11 protein-coding genes and 1 pseudogene are annotated in these 17,191 nt (G+C 66.0%); 5 read left to right on the top strand and 7 right to left on the bottom strand.

All coding sequences use genetic code 11. From position 1 onward, the window contains the following. Positions 1 to 60 precede the first annotated feature (60 nt). The 3 genes from C486_RS19290 to katG all read left to right on the top strand — a co-directional run bounded on the left by C486_RS19290 (position 61) and on the right by katG (position 4,196). Positions 61 to 1,407, top strand: a complete 1,347-nt coding sequence (locus C486_RS19290; protein WP_008459257.1) for a RimK family alpha-L-glutamate ligase — start codon at positions 61 to 63, stop codon at positions 1,405 to 1,407. A gap of 102 nt (positions 1,408 to 1,509) precedes the next feature. After that, positions 1,510 to 1,767 (top strand): PRC-barrel domain-containing protein, encoded by a 258-nt coding sequence (locus C486_RS19285; RefSeq protein ID WP_049910724.1) that lies wholly within the window; start codon positions 1,510 to 1,512, stop codon positions 1,765 to 1,767. Between the two features lie 290 nt (positions 1,768 to 2,057). Continuing rightward, positions 2,058 to 4,196: a catalase/peroxidase HPI gene (gene katG, locus C486_RS19280; protein WP_008459252.1), complete on the top strand. Its 2,139-nt coding sequence runs from the start codon at positions 2,058 to 2,060 to the stop codon at positions 4,194 to 4,196. 96 nt (positions 4,197 to 4,292) lie between these two features. Here katG and C486_RS19275 read toward each other — a convergent pair whose 3' ends face one another. From C486_RS19275 to C486_RS19250, 6 genes are all read right to left on the bottom strand, one after another. After that, positions 4,293 to 5,567, bottom strand: coding sequence for a hypothetical protein (locus C486_RS19275; protein ID WP_008459251.1), 1,275 nt, complete (start codon positions 5,565 to 5,567; stop codon positions 4,293 to 4,295). A gap of 230 nt (positions 5,568 to 5,797) precedes the next feature. Then, positions 5,798 to 6,388: a DNA-3-methyladenine glycosylase family protein gene (locus tag C486_RS19270; RefSeq protein WP_008459249.1), complete on the bottom strand. Its 591-nt coding sequence runs from the start codon at positions 6,386 to 6,388 to the stop codon at positions 5,798 to 5,800. A gap of 66 nt (positions 6,389 to 6,454) precedes the next feature. Then, positions 6,455 to 8,335, bottom strand: coding sequence for an L-aspartate oxidase (locus C486_RS19265; protein WP_008459247.1), 1,881 nt, complete (start codon positions 8,333 to 8,335; stop codon positions 6,455 to 6,457). 280 nt (positions 8,336 to 8,615) lie between these two features. Then, complete coding sequence (locus C486_RS19260; protein WP_008459246.1) at positions 8,616 to 11,075, bottom strand: heavy metal translocating P-type ATPase; 2,460 nt, start codon at positions 11,073 to 11,075, stop codon at positions 8,616 to 8,618. A gap of 65 nt (positions 11,076 to 11,140) precedes the next feature. Next, entirely contained in the window at positions 11,141 to 11,890 is a 750-nt protein-coding gene (locus C486_RS19255; protein ID WP_008459244.1) for a helix-turn-helix domain-containing protein, read from the bottom strand. A gap of 161 nt (positions 11,891 to 12,051) precedes the next feature. Beyond that, positions 12,052 to 13,197, bottom strand: coding sequence for an acyl-CoA dehydrogenase family protein (locus C486_RS19250; RefSeq protein WP_008459242.1), 1,146 nt, complete (start codon positions 13,195 to 13,197; stop codon positions 12,052 to 12,054). Positions 13,198 to 13,312: 115 nt separating this feature from the next. On the opposite strand from C486_RS19250, the gene C486_RS19245 reads away from it, so the two are divergent. Then, on the top strand, positions 13,313 to 15,286 hold the full coding sequence (locus tag C486_RS19245; RefSeq protein ID WP_008459240.1) for a 3-hydroxyacyl-CoA dehydrogenase/enoyl-CoA hydratase family protein: 1,974 nt from the start codon (positions 13,313 to 13,315) through the stop codon (positions 15,284 to 15,286). Between the two features lie 284 nt (positions 15,287 to 15,570). Continuing rightward, complete coding sequence (locus tag C486_RS19240; protein ID WP_008459238.1) at positions 15,571 to 16,143, top strand: HalX domain-containing protein; 573 nt, start codon at positions 15,571 to 15,573, stop codon at positions 16,141 to 16,143. Here the strand turns inward: C486_RS19240 and C486_RS19235 are convergent. Beyond that, a pseudogene (locus C486_RS19235) lies at positions 16,128 to 17,168 on the bottom strand (two-component system sensor histidine kinase NtrB); the annotation flags it as partial. The gene C486_RS19240 and the pseudogene C486_RS19235 overlap by 16 nt on opposite strands. Positions 17,169 to 17,191 lie beyond the last annotated feature (23 nt).

Genomic DNA, 17,191 nt, shown 5'->3' with positions numbered 1-17,191 from the left:
TACGCAACCGAAACTGACCGAACTGCCAATACTTATCCGAGGAGTCGGCGTCTAGTTCGTATGGCTGTTGCCGATCCCGTGACCGTCGGGGTACTGAGTCTGCATACGAGCAAGGAAACGAAGGCGATTCTCAACGCCGTCGAGGAACTCGGGCACGACAGCGAGTGGCTCCGGAACGAAAACACGTCGATCAGCGTCGCGGACGGGAGTCCGCTCCTCGAGCCCGAAGTCGACGTGATCGCAAACCGAATGCTGCTGTCGAACACCGAACAGCCCGCCGAGGAACTCGGGCTGGTCAACGCCTTCTCGCAGTTGGTGCCGACGCTCAACGAACCGAGCGCGGTGATGACGGCGATGCACAAGCTCTCGACGGCGACCGCGCTGGCATCGAACGACGTTCGAACGCCGGACGTGACCCTCGCGCTCAGCGGCGAGAACCTCAACGCCGCGCGCGAACGATACGGCGAGGAAGCGGTGTACAAGACGGCGATCGGCACTCACGGCGGCGGGACCTGGAAGGTGGGGCCCGACGATCCGGTCAACGCGAAGGTCGGCAACCGCTATGCCTTCCTGCAGGAACTCGTCGATCAGGAGGACGTTCGCCACCGCGACCTGCGGGTCTACGTCGTTGGCGGCGAGATCGTCGCCGCGATGTACCGCTACGCGCCGGACAACGATTGGCGAACCAACGTCGCTCTCGGCGGCTCCGTCGAGGACGCGACCGAGGACCTCCCCGCGGAAGCAAGCGAGATGGCCAAGCGAGCGGCGGCCGTCGTCGACCTCGACTACGCCGGCGTCGACCTCGTCGAGGGCGACGAGGGATGGTTCGTCCTCGAGGTCAACCCGACTGCGGGGTTCAAAGGGCTGTACGAGGCGACGCAGGTGAGCCCGGCACCCTACATCGCAAAGCTGGCGATCGAACGCGCCGGCGGGGAAGTAGACGACGACCGCGTGCGCGACATCGCGAACGTCCTCGACGATTCACGACCGACCGCCCAGCCTCCGGAATCGGTGACCCAGAATACGGAACCCGCCGTCATCGGGTATACCGAAGAGGTCGTGCTCTCCGGAACGAGCGGGTCGAAGTCGGTGCTTGCGAAGTCCGACACGGGCGCGACGCGGACGAGCATCGATACCAGCCTCGCCGCCGACATCGGTGCCGGGCCGATCAAGTCCATCACCCGGATTCGCTCCGGCAGCAGCAAACAGTCCAAGAGCCGACCCGTCGTCGACGTCGTCGTCGGCGTCGGCGGCAACCAACACACCGTCACGGCCAGCGTCGAGGACCGCAGCCACATGGATTACCCCGTCTTGCTCGGTCGTGACATCCTCGAGAACTATCAGGTCGATGTCAGCCGTCGGATCGATAGCGACGCCCCCGAGACGCCGGAAGAGGAAGAAGAGTAAGCCGCCAGGGAGCCGCGGGGACGGACTGGCTCCCCGCGAGCCGTCGTCCAGCGCCGCCACTTCCGGTTATTTTATTGATCTGTTCTGTGAATGGCGACTCGCATGACAACGGTCCTTGCTTCCACGCTCTCCGATACGCCGGTGATGGGCTCCGACGGGACGAAAATCGGGACGGTTCACAACATCACGATGAACGTCGAAACCGGCGAACTGCAACGGCTGCTCGTTACACCGGCGACCGACGACGTTCGCGGGTTCGACACGAACGACGACGGCAAACTCGTCGTCCCGGCCAGCCGTATGAACGACATCGACGACTACCTGATCGTCGATTTGACGGGCCGAAACACCGGCACGTAATCGGCTGTTACGGTCTGTCCCTCGACGTCTCGGGACGCCACCGACCGGTACGTCCCGGCCTGGGGCCGAGAACCGCCTCGACCGAGGCGGCTGTACTGATCGGAGCATATCGCTCGCGTTCGCAGCTGTTCGCTCTCACGTGCTATCGACCCCCTGCCGTCGCCGTCCCTCTCGCGACACGCCAGTTCCCTTTCCGCTATCAAAAATATAGTGTCCGAAACCTGAAGTTGAAGTTGTGATCGGTACATATATTATTACTCAATCCGTTTTCCTACCTGTACGAACTATCTATGAGTGACAATAGGCGGAAGCGAAACCACGAGTGGTGGCCGAATCGGCTGAACCTGGACGTTCTCGATCAGAACGCGAGCGATGTCAGTCCGTACGACGAGGATTTCGACTACGCCGAGGAGTTCCAGCAACTCGACCTCGAGGAGGTGAAGGCGGACCTCAAGGATCTGATGACGACATCCCAGGACTGGTGGCCCGCCGACTACGGCCACTACGGCCCGCTGTTCATCCGGATGGCCTGGCACAGCGCCGGCACGTACCGCACCACCGACGGCCGCGGCGGTGCCTCCGGCGGGACCCAGCGTTTCGCGCCGCTCAATAGCTGGCCCGACAACGGGAACCTCGACAAGGCACGACGCCTACTCGAGCCGATCAAGCAGAAGTACGGCCGCAAGCTCTCGTGGGGCGACCTGATCGTCCTCGCCGGGAACACCGCCCTCGAGTCGATGGGCATGGAGACCCTCGGCTGGGCCGGCGGACGCGAGGACGAGTTCGAGCCCGACGAGGCCGTCTACTGGGGGCCCGAGAGCGAGTGGGAAGCCCCGCAGGACCAGCGCTTCGACGAGGACGACGAACTCGATGAGCCACTCGCCGCCACCGTGATGGGGCTCATCTACGTGGACCCCGAGGGACCGAACGGCAATCCCGAGCCCCTCGAGTCGGCGACGCGGATCCGCCAGGCGTTCGGCCGCATGGCGATGGACGACGAGGAGACGGCCGCGCTGATCGCGGGCGGACACACGTTCGGCAAGGCCCACGGTGCCGCCAACGACGACATGGGTCCCGCACCCGAGGCAGCCCCGCTCGAGGAGCAGGGGCTCGGCTGGCCCGACTCCGGTACGGGGTCCGAAACGACCACCAGCGGCATCGAGGGTGCGTGGAACGCCTGGCCGACGATGTGGGACACCTCCTACCTCGACAACCTGCTCGACTACGAGTGGGAGCTGACCGAGAGCCCCGTCGGCGCAAAGCAGTGGGAACCGAAAGACGAGGAGGCGAAAGACACCGTACCGGACGCCCACGACCCGTCGGAAAAGCACGCCCCAATGATGATGACGACGGACGTCGCCCTCAAGCGCGATCCGGAGTTCCGGGAAATCATCGAAAACTTCCGCGACAATCCGCCGGAGTTCCTCGACGCCTTCGCGCGGGCGTGGTACAAGCTGATCCACCGCGACATGGGACCGCCGGAGCGATTCCTCGGCCCGGACGTGCCCGAAGAGACGTTCGTCTGGCAAGATCCCGTCCCCGATGCCGACTACGAACTGATCGGGGACGAGGAAGCCGCCGACCTCAAGGCGGAGATCCTCGACTCGGACCTGTCCGTCTCCCAGTTGGTCAAGACCGCCTGGGCGTCGGCGTCGACCTACCGCGACAGCGACAAGCGCGGCGGTGCGAACGGCGCTCGCATCCGCCTCGAGCCACAGCGGAGCTGGGAAGTCAACGAGCCGGAACAACTGGAGACGGTGTTGGCGACCTACGAAGCGATCCAGGAGGAGTTCAACGGATCGCGATCCGACGACGTCCGGGTCTCGATGGCCGATCTCATCGTGCTGGGCGGCAACGCGGCCGTCGAACAGGCTGCGGCGGACGCCGGCTACGACGTGACGGTTCCGTTCGAACCCGGACGGACGGACGCCTCGCAGGAACAGACCGACGAGGAGTCGTTCGAGGCGCTCAAACGGGACATCGACGGCTTCCGTAACTACTTCGGCGGCGAGTCCGACCAGCCGGCCGAGGACCTGCTGGTCGACCACGCCGACCTGCTGGACCTGACGCCCGCGGAAATGACGGTGCTGGTCGGCGGCATGCGCGTACTGAACGCGACCTATCAGGCCTCCGATCACGGCGTCTTCACGGACGAGCCGGAGACGCTGACCAATGACTTCTTCGTGACCCTGCTCGACATGGGCTACGAGTGGGAGCAGGCGTCGGAGTCCGAGGACATCTACGAGTTGCGCGACCGTGAAACGGGCGAGGTCGAGTGGACGGGCACCCGTGCCGACCTCATCTTCGGTTCGAACTCCCGACTCCGTACCATCGCGGATGTCTACGCGAGCGAGGAGGAGAAATTCGTCCAGGACTTCGTGGACGCGTGGCACAAAGTGATGACCAACGACCGCTTCGACCTCGGGTAATCGAGTCGACGCGACACGATCGCTCGACGGCCTGCTGCGACCGCTTTCGCTGGGACGACGTCTCGGCCGGTCGAGGGGCTCGACCGGCGTCTCGCCTTACTCGCTCTGGATGACGACTTCGTCGTCCGTGATCTCCAGTATCTGTGCGGAGTCGACCGGATAGTCCTCGTCGCCGTGGCCGCCCCAATCCAGACGTGCTTTGAGCCGATCCGTCAGTCCGGGCTCCGGATCGATGTACGCGGTCTGGCCCTCGACCTCGGCGACCATGCCGATCTGCTGGCCCGACTCGTCGACGACGTCTTTCCCCTGATCGTGGTGTGACAGTTCGATCGGCGACGCGTCCGCCGGTTCCTTCGTCGACCCCACGCCGGTCTCGGACTCGAGACTCGCCGTCGACTCGTCGCCCACGGCTCCGGCTTCCATCTCGCCGGTCTCCATCCTGTCGTACTCCTCGATATCGATAATCTCCCCGTCGATCACCTCGCTGCCGACGATCTCGGCCTCGAGCAGTTCCAACTCCTCGAACACGTAGCTCAGCCGCCGCCGCTCGTCGAGTTCCTCCTCGACGGTCCGCCGCTCGATGAGTTCGCTTCGGACGGTGTCGCCCTCCGTCCGCTGGCTCTGGATGACCTCCCGCTCGAGGACGTCGTCGGCTGTCACGCTCGACCGGAGGACGTCGCTCTCGAGGATCGACCGCTGGACGCTCTCGAGTTCGATGTCCGTTTCGACGACGTCGCGTTCCATCTCCTGATCCTGTTCGATATCGATATCGACGACGCGGCTCTCGACGATGTAGCGTTCGATCTCCTCGATCGTGTCGAGGCGCGTCTCGTCGACGACCACCTCGATCGTGTCGTCGCCGACGAACTCGGTGTCGACGATATCGCGGGACAGCCGTTCGGAGTCGACGACCTCGCGTTCGACCAGCTCCGTATCGATCACCTCGCTCTCGATCGTGTCCCGCTCGACGACCTCGGTCTCGACGACCTGCGTCTCGACGATCTCCGCCGTCACCGTCTCGCCGCGTCGCAGCGAATCCTCGAGTTCGTCCCGGCCGAGGTCGGCGCGTTCGAACGCCCGATCGCGCTCGACGATTTCGAAGAAGCCCATCTCCTCCCCGGTCGGCTCCGCCTCGTGGTAGACGAATACGAGGTCGTCGTCTTCGAACCGCTCCGTGAACTCGTCCCAGGTGACCTCCTCGTGGCGCTCGCCCAGCTCGTCGCGGCGAGCGAAGGAGTAGCCGTGCCCTTCGCTGTCCCGAATCCTGACCGGGACGGCGTCGCGAGCCTCGGCCCACTTCCTGATGCGCTCGGGATCGGTCGTCAGTCGCCGCTGCGTCGGTGTCTCGGACGGGGGTGTATCGTCTGCCATCTCGCTAGGCCATGTGACCAACCTGCACTTGAGTCACCAGGGCCGTCCCGTCGCGTCAGTGTCTCGTTTCTCGACCCCCCTCTGGCGGCCGGCACGAGCCGGGTCGTAATGCGCTATTGCCGTCTCCGCCGGTAACTGTTCCATCACTCGACTCGCGCGTAGCACGTGCTTACCGCTCGCGAGGGTCGGGCTGTATCTCGCGCAGTGACCGAGGCGCGTTCCCGCCCGCTTCAATCGGACTCGTATTCGGCCCAGATGTACCGCGTCGCGGCGCTCCGATACGGTCGCCACGGCTCGGCGATCTCGCGCATCTCCGCCCGGGTCAACTCGTCGCCGTCGGCGTACAACGCCTCAATCCCGCGCCGAACCGCGAGATCGCCGAGGGGAAGCACGTCGGGTCGCTCGAGGACGAACAGGAGGTACATCCGCGCGGTCCACGTGCCGATCCCCTTGATCTCGGTCAGCAGGTCGACGACCTCCGCGTTGGAACGGGAGGCGAGGCCAGCCTGGCTGTAATCGTTCTCTTGGAAGGCGCGGGCGGCGTTTCGCATGTACTCGACCTTGCGCCGGGAGAGGCCGGCGTCGCGAAGCGCCGCCTCGTCGGCGGCCAGCACCGATTCCGGCGTCACCGCCCCCTCCAGAACCTCGAAGACCCGCTCTCGGACGGCCGCGGCGCTCGCGGTCGAGAGCTGCTGGTTGATGATCGAGATACAGAGTCGTTCGTACTCGGTCCAGTCCGGTTCGACGTAGGGGTCGTGTCGGTCGAGCAGCCCGGCCATCACGGGGTCCTCCCGGAGGACGGCGTGTGCCTCGTCGTTCATGCGTAGGTCGATACGGGCGTAGAGGACCGGAGCCCAATAGGCGTCTCGGTGGCTCTCTCGAGGCCCTCACTCGAGGTGATGATAGTCGAGTGCGTCCCCCTGCGCGAGCGCCTCGCGGACGGCCGGACTGGGCTCGCCGACGCCGCGTCGACTGATCGAGAGGGCGTCCGTGCCGGCGGCGATGACGAGGTTGACCCGCCAGTCGGCGTCCGTCTCGGGGGCGTCCGTCCGATAATGTGCGCCGCGAGATTCGGATCGCTCGAGCGCCGCCCGGAGCATCGCTTCGGCGACGGTGAGACTCGCCGAGAGGTCGACGGCGTACTCGAAGGCCTTCGAGGTGCGGTCGCCGTCGACGCGGAGGTCGGCCGTTCGCGTCCGCAGGTCCTCGAGCGTCGCGAGTCCGTCGCGGAGCCCTGCCTCGTCGCGGAGGATGCCGGCGTGGTCCCACAGCAGGTCGCCGAGTTCCGCAAGGAGGGCCGTCGGCGCGACGCTCCCGTCCGAATCGGCGAGCGCTTCGAGCGCGCCGAATTCACGTTCGGCGAGCGCTCGCTGGCCGTCGGTCACGGTTGGATCGGCGTCGCCGTCGGTGATCGCGCTCGCGACGTGGTCGCCGACGAGTGCCCCGATCGCGACGGTTTCGGCCAGCGAGTTGCCGCCGAGGCGGTTCGCGCCGTGGACGCCCGCGACCGTCTCGCCGACGGCGTAGAGCCCTTCGACGCCGGTTTCACCGGTCCGGAAGTCGATGTCGACGCCGCCCATCGTGTAGTGGGCCGTCGGGGCGACCGTCATCGGTTCCGCGGTGATGTCGACGCCAAGCGACTCGAAGCGCTCGACCATCGACGGCAGCCGCTCGCGGATGTACGCGGCGTCCCGGTGGGAGATATCGAGGGAGACGCCGCCGTCCTCGGTACCACGTCCCTCGCGGACTTCCTGTGCGATGGCGCGTGCGACGACATCGCGGGCGTCGAGTTCCATCTGATCTGGCGAGTAGCGCTCCATGAACCGCTCGCCCTCCGCGTTGTACAGTCGTCCGCCCTCGCCGCGGACCGCCTCCGTGACCAGCCGGCCGTCCCACTCCGCGCCGTAGCGGTCGCCGACCATCCCGGTCGGGTGGAACTGGACGAACTCGAGGTCGACCAGCCGCGCCCCCGCCTCGAGCGCCAGCGCCTGCCCGTCGCCGTTGTTCTCGTCGTCCCGCGAGGAGTGGCGGTGATAGAGCGCCGAGAACCCACCCGCCGCGAGGACGACGTGATTCGTTCGGAAGAGCAGTCCCTCGCCGGTCTCCATATCGAAGCCGACGGCACCGTCGACGCGCTCCCCGTCCGAGAGCAAGCGCGTGATCATCACGTTCTCGCGGTAGGATACGTCGAGGGCCTGCGCGCGGTCGATGAGCGTCTCGAGCATAGCCTCGCCGGTCCGGTCGCCGACGAAGCAGGTCCGTCGGTAGGACTGCGCGCCGAAGTACCGCTGGTTGACGTCGCCGTCCTCGGTCCGGTCGAACGGCATCCCCCACGCCTCGAGTTCGCGGATGCGGTCGGGCATCTCTCGGGTCGTCAACTCGACCGCGTCGGGGTCGTTCAGGTGATGGCCTTCGGTGAACGTGTCCGCCGCGTGGATCGTCCAGTCGTCCTCGGGATCGAGCGAGCCCAGCGCGGCGTTGATGCCGCCGGCCGCCCACGTCGTGTGTGCGTCGCCGTAATCGCGTTTGCCGATCACGAGCGGGTCGATCCCCGACTCGGCGAGTTCGATCGCGACGCGGGCACCCGCCGCTCCGGCCCCGACGACGAGTACCGGTGTCGTCACGACCTCGTACTCGAGGTCGGGGCCGGACCCGGGATCGCCCTCGGTCTCGATGCGGTTCTCGATACCTGCAGTCGACGGCCCGTGGGCCGTCGTTCGGCGCTCGTCGCCCGTCGTGTCGTCACCGTTCGATGGTGCGTTTGTCATCGAGTCGTTGTAACCGCCGGCCGGATTTAGGCCACGTCCCGAACGATGCAGAACACACGTCTCACTGTATCACGGGCCGATATTCGGGTTCCGGTCTGCAGCAAAAGCCCCGGATAAAACCGACTCGCGTACCGGTCTCTCGAGTGCGACGAATCGGCAGCGGCACTCGACGCGCCCGATCGGCTCACCAGTCCACGGAGACGCGAGCTACGGCAGTCGTGTCGCCGGGCGTCTCGAGGTCCCGCCGCCGCTCACTCCGGTCCGGACGGACGCTGCGGCGTTACCGAGCGTCCTTCGTGGCGTCCGCGGGCTGATCGGGGGCGACGCTTGCGAGGCGCATCGCGTTGCCGGTGACGCCGAGGCTCATCCCCATGTCGCCGACCACGACAGCCAGCGCGACGCTCACCAGTCCCAGCGGCACGCCGACGGCGAGCAGGGCCTTCACGGCCAGACTCGCCCAGACGTTCTGCCGGATGACGCCGTTGGCCGTGTGAGACAGTTCGTACAGATACGGTAGCTTCCCGATATCGTCACCCATCAGCGCGATGTCCGCCGTCTCGAGGGCGGTGTCGGTGCCGGCCGCGCCCATCGCGATGCCGACCTCGGCGGTCGCGAGCGCGGGTGCGTCGTTGATGCCGTCGCCGACCATCGCCACCTCGCCGGACGCTGCCTGGAGTTCCTCGACGGCCGCGACCTTCTCGTCCGGGAGGAGTTCGGCGCGGTACTCGTCGACGCCGACCTGTTCGGCGATCGCCCGCGCCGTCCCCTCGTTGTCCCCGGTCAGCATCACGACGCGCTCGACGCCGAGGTCGTGAAGTCGCTCGACCGCCCATCGTGAGGTGGGTCGGACCTCGTCAGCGATCGCGATCGCGCCCAGCAGCTCCGTCTCCGTCCCGACGAGGACGACCGTCTTGCCCTCCCGCTCGAGCGCGGCGAGGGTCCCCTCGTCGAACGTCGCCGCGCCGGCCTCGACCGCACCCTCGGGAGCGACGCCACCGTCAGTCCGCGGGTCCGACGAGTCGTCGGCGGCCCCGCGAGCCCGCGAGAGATCGAAGCCGAGCGCTTCGAACAGCGCGGGTTTGCCCGCGTAGTAGGTCTCGCGACCGTCGGATGCGTCCGACGACCCTCCGGCTTCGCCGGAGACGTCGATCTCCCCGCGGATGCCCCTGCCGGTCAGACTCTCGAATCCCGTCGGCTCGGGGAGATCGCTGACGCCCGCCGCGTCGGCGCGGGCGATGATCGCGTCGGCGATGGGGTGCTCGCTGCGTCGCTCCAGCCCGGCTGCGTGGCGCAGCAGCGTCGCCTCGTCGGTATCGCCGACCGGAACGACGTCGGTGACAGCCAATTCGCCTTTCGTGAGCGTCCCGGTCTTGTCGACGGCGACGACATCGACCTCGCCCATCGCCTCGAGGTAGTTGCCGCCTTTGATCAGGACGCCGTTCTTCGCGGCGCTCGTGACTCCCGAGACCACCGACACGGGCGTCGAGATGACGAACGCACAGGGACAGGCGATCACCAGCAACGTGAGCCCGCGAACGAACCACGTTCCCCAGTCGCCCGCGAACGCGAGCTCGTAGCCGGCGACACCCGCGGTGATGGTGTCGCCGATGAGAAGCGGCGGCACGGCGGCGGTCAGGATCGCCAGCACGACCACGACGGGCGTGTAGTAGCCCGCGAACCGGTCGACGAACTGCTCGGTCTCGGTCTGCTTCGCCTGTGCGCCCTGGACCATCTCGATGATCCGTGAGAGCGTCGAGTCGCCCGCCGTCGAGGTGACCTCGACCTCGAGATAGCCGTCCGCGCTGATTGAACCGGCGTACACCTCGTCGCCCTCGGCCTTGTCCACGGGGACGCTCTCGCCGGTGATCGGCGACTCGTCGACCGCGCTCCCGCCCTCGCGGACCGTGCCGTCGAGCGGGATCTTGTCGCCGGGCCGGACGACGACGGTCTCACCGACCGCCACGTCGTCCGCATCGACGGTCACCTCCTCGCCGTCGCGGACGACCGTGGCCTCGTCCGGCGAGAGCTCCATCAATTCGCGCAGGGAGTCCCGCGCCCGGTCCATCGCGTAGTCCTCGAGCAGTTCGGCGACGCTGAAGAGGACGGCCAGCGTTGCGGCCTCGACGAAGTAGCCGATGCCGGTCGCGGCGATGATCGCCGTTCCCATCAGGAGGTCGATGTCGAGGCTTCGGTTCGTCGCGGAGTAGTAGCCGCTCCGAACGACGGGAACGCCGCTGACGGCGACCGCCCCGAGAAAGAGTAGATCCGCAACGTGAAGCGGGGACTCGAGAACGCTCGCCACCGCGACGTTCTCGCCTGTCAGGACGAACTCGAAGCTCAGTCCGAGGGCGACGAAGACCGCGCCGAGCCACGTCTTCTTCGCGCGCGGACTCGTCCAGACTTCCGAGGGCGGCGCGACGTCGACGCCGCCGGTGCTCGACGCCGACTCGGTCGTTCCGTCACCGCCGTCCGTTCCCCCGGTGACCTCGTAGCCGGCACCCTCGATCGCGTCGACCACGTCGGCCTCGGCGGTTCGATCGGGGTTGTACGTGACCGTGGCCGTCCCGGTGGTTGGATTGAGGTCGGCGTCGACGACTCCGTCGACGCGCCCGAGGCTCTTGTCAACCTTCCCCGCACAGGACGGACAGTCCATCTCGGGGACGGCGAGCCGGACAGTCAGCTCCCGTCGGTGGCCGCCGCCGCCGTCCGGTCTCTTCGTCGCGTCCGGTTTATCACTCATTACGTCGAGGTAAGGGCGTCAGTTCGATAAGCCTTGGTTGGAATATTCCAAGACACTGCGGACCCCTACAGCGGTGTCGTCGCCCCGTCGGCAAATCCGTCGTCCGCGACGTACCCTTTGGCCAACCGTTCCTCCGCCCGGCGGAGTCGGTAGGTGAGCGTCGACCGGGGCACGTCGAGGTGGTCAGCGAGGTCGCCGACGGTGACTTCTCGAGGCGACTCGTAGTACCCGTGTTCGACTGCAGCCCGAAGCGCGGCCTCCTGTTCGGGAGCGAGGCCGGTTGCCCCATCGTTCGGTTCGTCCGGCGACGCGGCGGCGTCGGCCGTTCGGAGCATCTCCATCCGGGCGCTGTCGCCGATCGCCGCCTCGAGGGCGTCGAAGAACCCCGCCGCGTCGCCTTCGCCGGAGTGGACGATCCGCCACGTGTAGTGTCGGCCCTCGTGGCGTGTCTCGAAGAGGACGCCGTCGCCGAGGTGGTCGCGTGCGATGTGCGGAACGGACGCACAGGTCGGGGTGCGCTCCCAGTCGGAGTAGAGGACGAGCGTGTCGTCGGTGCGGTCGAGGACCTGCGTGGTCTGGGTCGCGCCGCAGTCCTCGGTTGCGAGGCAGTCCGCGTAGTAATCGCTGTTGCGGAAGGCCTCCTCGATGTCCACGAGGGCCGCCGACGCGCCGGTCACGTGGTCGACTCGCCAGAGGCGCTCGTCGGTGGCGTGCAGCGATAGCGACCGGATTCTGGCGTCGGGGTGGTCGGCGAGCGCGTCCGCCACCCTGTTACAGCCGGGTTCGTACTCGAGGGCGAAGACCAACTCTCGCATGCCAACGGAAAGGGGGCGACGCGATAAAGGGGTTCCCGCCCGCGTCCGTCGTCGGTGCCTCGAGGCCGACGGCCGAGCGAGCGGCTTTTTAATCGGATTTTACCGAGGGACATCGCGGTTGCGATCCCGCAATCGCGATAGACCAGCAGGGTGAAATTTCGTTAGTCGTTGAGGAGTTCCCGCGCGATGACGTTCTTCTGAATCTCGGTGGTGCCCTCGTAGATCTGGGTGATTTTCGAGTCGCGGTAGAAGCGCTCGACGGGGAAGTCGTTGACGTAGCCGGAGCCGCCGTGGATCTGGACAGCCTCGTTGGACACCTCGACGGCGACCCGCGAGGCGTACTCCTTGGCCATCGATGCCAGCTTGGTGATGTCGTTGCCCTGGTCGACGTTCCAGGCAGCCTTGTAGGTCAGGTTCCGCGCGGCCTCCGTCTCGGTGGCCATCTCCGAGAGCTTGTGCTGGATGGCCTGGAACTCGGAGATGGACTGCCCGAACTGCTCGCGGTCCTCGGCGTAGTCGAGGGCCGCCTCGAGGGCCCCCTTGGCGATCCCGAGGCCCTGTGCGGCGACGCCGGTTCGGGTGGCGTCGAAGAAATGCATCTGCTGGAGGAACGCGGCGTCCCGGTCGCCGACGAGGTTCTCTTCGGGCACGCGGACGTTGTCGAAGATGAGTTCGGCGGTGTCGGAGGCGCGGATGCCGAGTTTCCCCGTGATCTTGTCCGAACTGACGCCGTCGCGGTCGGACTCGACGATGATCTGGCTGAAGCCGTCGTAGCGGCCGTCCGCATCGGGGTCGGTCTTACAGAAGACGACGAAGAAGTCGCCGACGGTGCCGTTGGTGATCCACATCTTATTGCCGTTGATCACCCACTCGTCGCCGTCCTTCTCGGCGCGGGTCGAGACCGACGAGACGTCCGAACCGGTATCGGGCTCCGAGATCGCAGCGCCGGAGATCTTCTCGCCCGTCGCGACCGGCTCGAGGAATCGCTCTTTCTGGTCTTCGGTGCCGAACTCGCGGATGGCCTCGGTCCCGAACGAACAGGCCATGATCGAGAGCGCGATCCCGGGGTCGTGAGAGAACAGTTCCTCGGCGATGATAGCCGACTCGAGGGTGGAGTAGCCGGCACCGCCGTACTCGATCGGGATCGATGAGCCGACCAGTCCCATCTCGGCGGCCTTGTCGACGATCTCGTGGGGGAACTTCTCTTCGGTGTCGTACTCCTCGGCGTTCGGAACGATCTCGTTTTCGGCGAACCGGCGGACCTCGTCGCGGATCTGTTCCTGTTCTTCACTGAGTCCGAATTCCATGGACAATCGTTACGAAGCGAACGATAAAGAGCTTTGTAACCGGTAGTAAACAGAATTATCGTTTCTACTCTGTGAGAGGGAAACGTTGAAACGGGTTCGAATAGGATTTCTGACCATGGACATCGACGACATCAACACCATCACAGTTCTGGGTGCGGGCAACATGGGTCACGGTATCGCCGAGGTCGCCGCGATGGCGGGGTACGACGTAAACATGCGGGATATCAAAGACGAGTTCGTTCAGAACGGCTACGAGCAGATCGAGTGGTCGCTGAACAAACTCGCCGAGAACGACCAGCTCACCGACGAGGAGGCCGACGCCGCCAAAGAGCGGGTGACGCCGCTGGTCGACATGGAGGAGGCCGTCGCCGACACCGATTTCGTCATCGAAGCGGTCCCCGAGCAGATGGAGATCAAACGGGACGTATACACCGAACTCGAGGAGGTCGCGCCGGAGCACGCGGTCTTCGCGACGAACACCTCGAGCCTCTCGATCACCGATCTCGCGGAATTTACCGACCGTCCCGAGCAGTTCTGCGGGATGCACTTCTTCAATCCGCCGGTCCGGATGCCGCTCGTGGAAGTGATTTCGGGTGCCGAGAGCGCCGCAGAAACGCTCGATCTGACGGCGGCCCTCGCCGAGGACCTCGGCAAGACGCCGGTGCGGGTCCACAAGGACTCGCCCGGGTTCATCGTCAACCGCATTCTCGTACCCCTGATGAACGAGGCTGCGTGGCTCGTCAGCGAGGACGAGGCGACCATCGCCGAGGTCGACTCGACGACGAAGTACGACATGGGCCTGCCGATGGGGAGCTTCGAACTCGGCGATCAGGTCGGCAACGACGTCAGCTATCACGTCCTCGAGTACATGAACGAGGTGCTGGGCGAGGCCTACGAGCCGGCCCCACTGCTCGCGGAGAAGGTCGAAAACGAGGAGTTCGGTAAGAAGACGGGCAAGGGCTTCTACGATTACGAGGACGGCGACGGCGTCGATATCCCGACCGACCAACAGTCCGACTTCGTCACGGAGCGACTCCTCGCGACGATGGCGAACGAGGCCGCGAAGCTGATCGGCGGCGATGTCGCCCCGCCGGAGTCGATCGACGAGGCCGTCAAGCTCGGGGCGGGCTTCCCCGACGGGCCCGTCAAAATGGTCGACGACTACGGCCTCGAGGCGCTCCACGAAACGCTCACCGAGGCCTACGAGGAGACCGGCCACGAGCGGTACGCGCCCGCGGCGTACCTCGCAAAACGGGCCGAGGCGGGCGGGTTCTACGAGGACGAGGCGGACGCGGACGCGATGGACTTCGAGACGATCCGCGTCGAGTACCCCGGTGACATGGTCGGCCACGTCGTCCTCGATCGACCCCACCGAATGAACACCATCAGCGACGACCTCCTCGAGGAGCTGTCGACGGCGATCGAGCACCTCGAGGCCGACGACGACGTTCGAGCGCTCCTCGTCACCGGCGAGGGCGAGAAAGCCTTTTCCGCGGGAGCGGATGTCCAGAGCATGGCCGGCGACGGTGCCGATCCGCTCGAGGGACAGGAACTCTCGCGGCTGGGGCAGTCGACGTTCGGCGAACTCGAGGCCTGTGACATGCCCGTCGTCGCCGGCATCGACGGCTTCTGCCTCGGCGGCGGGATGGAACTCGCAACGTGTGCCGACCTGCGCGTGGCGAGTGACCGGTCCGAGTTCGGCCAGCCCGAACTCGATCTCGGGCTCATTCCCGGCTGGGGCGGCACCCAGCGGCTCACGCACATCGTCGGCGAGGGGCGAGCCAAGGAGATCATCCTCACCGCGGAGCGCTACGACGCCGAAACGATGGCCGACTACGGCTTCGTCAACGAACGCGTTGGCAACGACGAACTCGAGGACCGCGCGCTCGAGTTGGCGACCGAACTCGCCGGCGGCCCGCCGATCGCCCAGCGGTTCGCCAAGCGCGCGATGCTCGCCGGCCGCGACGACACGGAGGCCGGCCTCGAGTACGAGGCGTCCGCCTTCGGGCACCTGATGGCAACCGACGACCTGATGGAGGGGATTACGGCCTTCATGGGGGACGAGGAGCCGGAGTTCGAAGGCAAATAAGCGACGCCGACTGATCGCGATTGAACGGCGGTGTCGGTCCAGGCCGTTACGACCGCGGTCATCGCGTTGGTGGTCCCGTCGGCTGTCGGCAACCGGCCGCCGCTCCGACGAGATGTCTGCCGTCGCAGTGAACGCGATACCGCTCGCCGAACGATATCGACTCCGTGTTGCGTATATGTATAATTTGTTAAACATGGCCGAGAGGTGGTCGCGAGATTTATCACCCAGAGGAACCATTGGTGACGCGTGGCTGTAATCGATGCAGAGAACGGAGGGGCAACCCCATGAATGACGGGCCCGAGGTGCTCGTCGTCGACGACGAAGCCCGACTTGCGGACCTGTTTGCCGCGTGGCTGCAGGGCGAGTGGGCCATCGAGACGGCATACGACGGCGAGGAGGCACTCGAGAAGATGGGCGATTCCGTCGAGGTCGTCCTGCTAGACCGGCGGATGCCGGGGCTCTCCGGTGACGAAGTCCTCGAGCGAATCCGCGGGCAGGGATACGATTCACGGGTCGTCATGGTGACGGCGGTCGACCCCGACTTCGATATCATCGAGATGGGTTTCGACGATTACCTCGTCAAACCGGTCTCGAAGGACGAACTCGTCGAGATGGTCGCGGACGTCGCCGATCGATCGGACTACGAAGCCGATATTCAGGAGTACTACGCCCTCGTCTCGAAGAAGGCGTTACTGGAGTCCGAGAAAGCCGACCGCGAACTCGCGGACAACACGGAGTATCAAGAGCTCTGTGACCAGGTCGAAGCGCTCGAGCAGCGCGTCGACGAGACCGTCTCGGATATGACCACCCACGACGACTTCGTCGGCGCGTTTCAGGACCTTCAGTCCGGGAACTGAGCGTCGAGTTCGAACTCGAACCGTGCCCCTCCGCTCTCGCTCTCCGTCGCGGCGACTGCCCATCCGTGCCCGGTAGCGACTTCTCTGACGATCCAGAGGCCGATTCCTAACCCTTCCGTCGACGTGGACGCCGACGGATCGAAGAGTTCGTCCCGGAGTTTCGCGGGCAGCCCCTCGCCGTCGTCCTCGATAAAGAATCCGCGCGTCGCGGCCGGCCGCCCGTCGGTCCCGAGGGGACCGATGCGAACGGTTTCGGTCGTCCCGCCGTGTTCGATACTGTTCCGGAAACAATTCTCGAGGAGTCGCAGGAGTCGCGACCGGTCGGCCGAAAGCGTCACCGTCTCCGTGACCGCCAGCGTCGCCTCCGCGGTCGAGACGTGAGCCCACGCCTCGCGAGCGACCGACTCGAGGTCGACGGGTTCGGTGTCGGCGGCCCACTCCCCTTCGCGGGCGATGGCCAGGACGTCATCGATGATCGACTCCATCCGGTCGAGTCCGTTGCGAGTCTTCGCGGCGTATCTGGAGTCGCCGGTCTCCTCGAACAGGTCCAGATAGCCCTGCGCGACGCCGAGCGGGTTCCGGAGGTCGTGGCTGACGATCCGTGCAAAGGCATCGAGTCGCTCGTTGCGTTCGCGGAGCTTCCGTTCCTGCCGTTTCCGCTCGGTGACATCGCGAAGCACGCCGACCGAGCCGCGGAACTCTCCGTCGGGAACCAGCACGGCAATCTGGGCCTCACAGGGGATCGTTGCGCCGGTTTTCGTCTCCACGCTCAACTCGAGCGTGTCGGTGTTCTCGCCGTTTGCGAGGAGCGAACGGATGATCGTCTTGCCGGCCTCGACATCCTCGGGAGCGAACAGAATCGAGACGTGTTCGCCGAGCAGCCCCTCACGACTGAAGCCGGTCATCTCGACGAGCGCGTCGTTGACGGTCATGAGGTGGCCCGCGTCGTCGAGCACGTACATTCCGTCACCGGCCGTCTCGACGAGTCGCTCGTACCGGTTGAGCGTTCGTTCCCGTTGTTCGAGCCCTGTCTCTTATACACATCTCT

Origin of the sequence: Natrinema gari JCM 14663, from assembly GCF_000337175.1 — an archaeon.
Lineage (GTDB): Archaea > Halobacteriota > Halobacteria > Halobacteriales > Natrialbaceae > Natrinema > Natrinema gari.
This window is presented reverse-complemented; position numbering and strand designations above follow the sequence as displayed.

Coding starts and splice junctions, on each gene's coding strand:
- C486_RS19270 (WP_008459249.1), bottom strand. CDS start 6,388: ATGAACGACGAGGCACACGCCGTCCTCCGGGAGGACCCCGTGATGGCC.
- C486_RS19255 (WP_008459244.1), bottom strand. CDS start 11,890: ATGCGAGAGTTGGTCTTCGCCCTCGAGTACGAACCCGGCTGTAACAGG.
- C486_RS19265 (WP_008459247.1), bottom strand. CDS start 8,335: ATGACAAACGCACCATCGAACGGTGACGACACGACGGGCGACGAGCGC.
- C486_RS19275 (WP_008459251.1), bottom strand. CDS start 5,567: ATGGCAGACGATACACCCCCGTCCGAGACACCGACGCAGCGGCGACTG.
- C486_RS19240 (WP_008459238.1), top strand. CDS start 15,571: ATGAATGACGGGCCCGAGGTGCTCGTCGTCGACGACGAAGCCCGACTT.
- C486_RS19290 (WP_008459257.1), top strand. CDS start 61: ATGGCTGTTGCCGATCCCGTGACCGTCGGGGTACTGAGTCTGCATACG.
- C486_RS19260 (WP_008459246.1), bottom strand. CDS start 11,075: ATGAGTGATAAACCGGACGCGACGAAGAGACCGGACGGCGGCGGCGGC.
- C486_RS19245 (WP_008459240.1), top strand. CDS start 13,313: ATGGACATCGACGACATCAACACCATCACAGTTCTGGGTGCGGGCAAC.
- C486_RS19250 (WP_008459242.1), bottom strand. CDS start 13,197: ATGGAATTCGGACTCAGTGAAGAACAGGAACAGATCCGCGACGAGGTC.
- C486_RS19285 (WP_049910724.1), top strand. CDS start 1,510: ATGACAACGGTCCTTGCTTCCACGCTCTCCGATACGCCGGTGATGGGC.
- katG (WP_008459252.1), top strand. CDS start 2,058: ATGAGTGACAATAGGCGGAAGCGAAACCACGAGTGGTGGCCGAATCGG.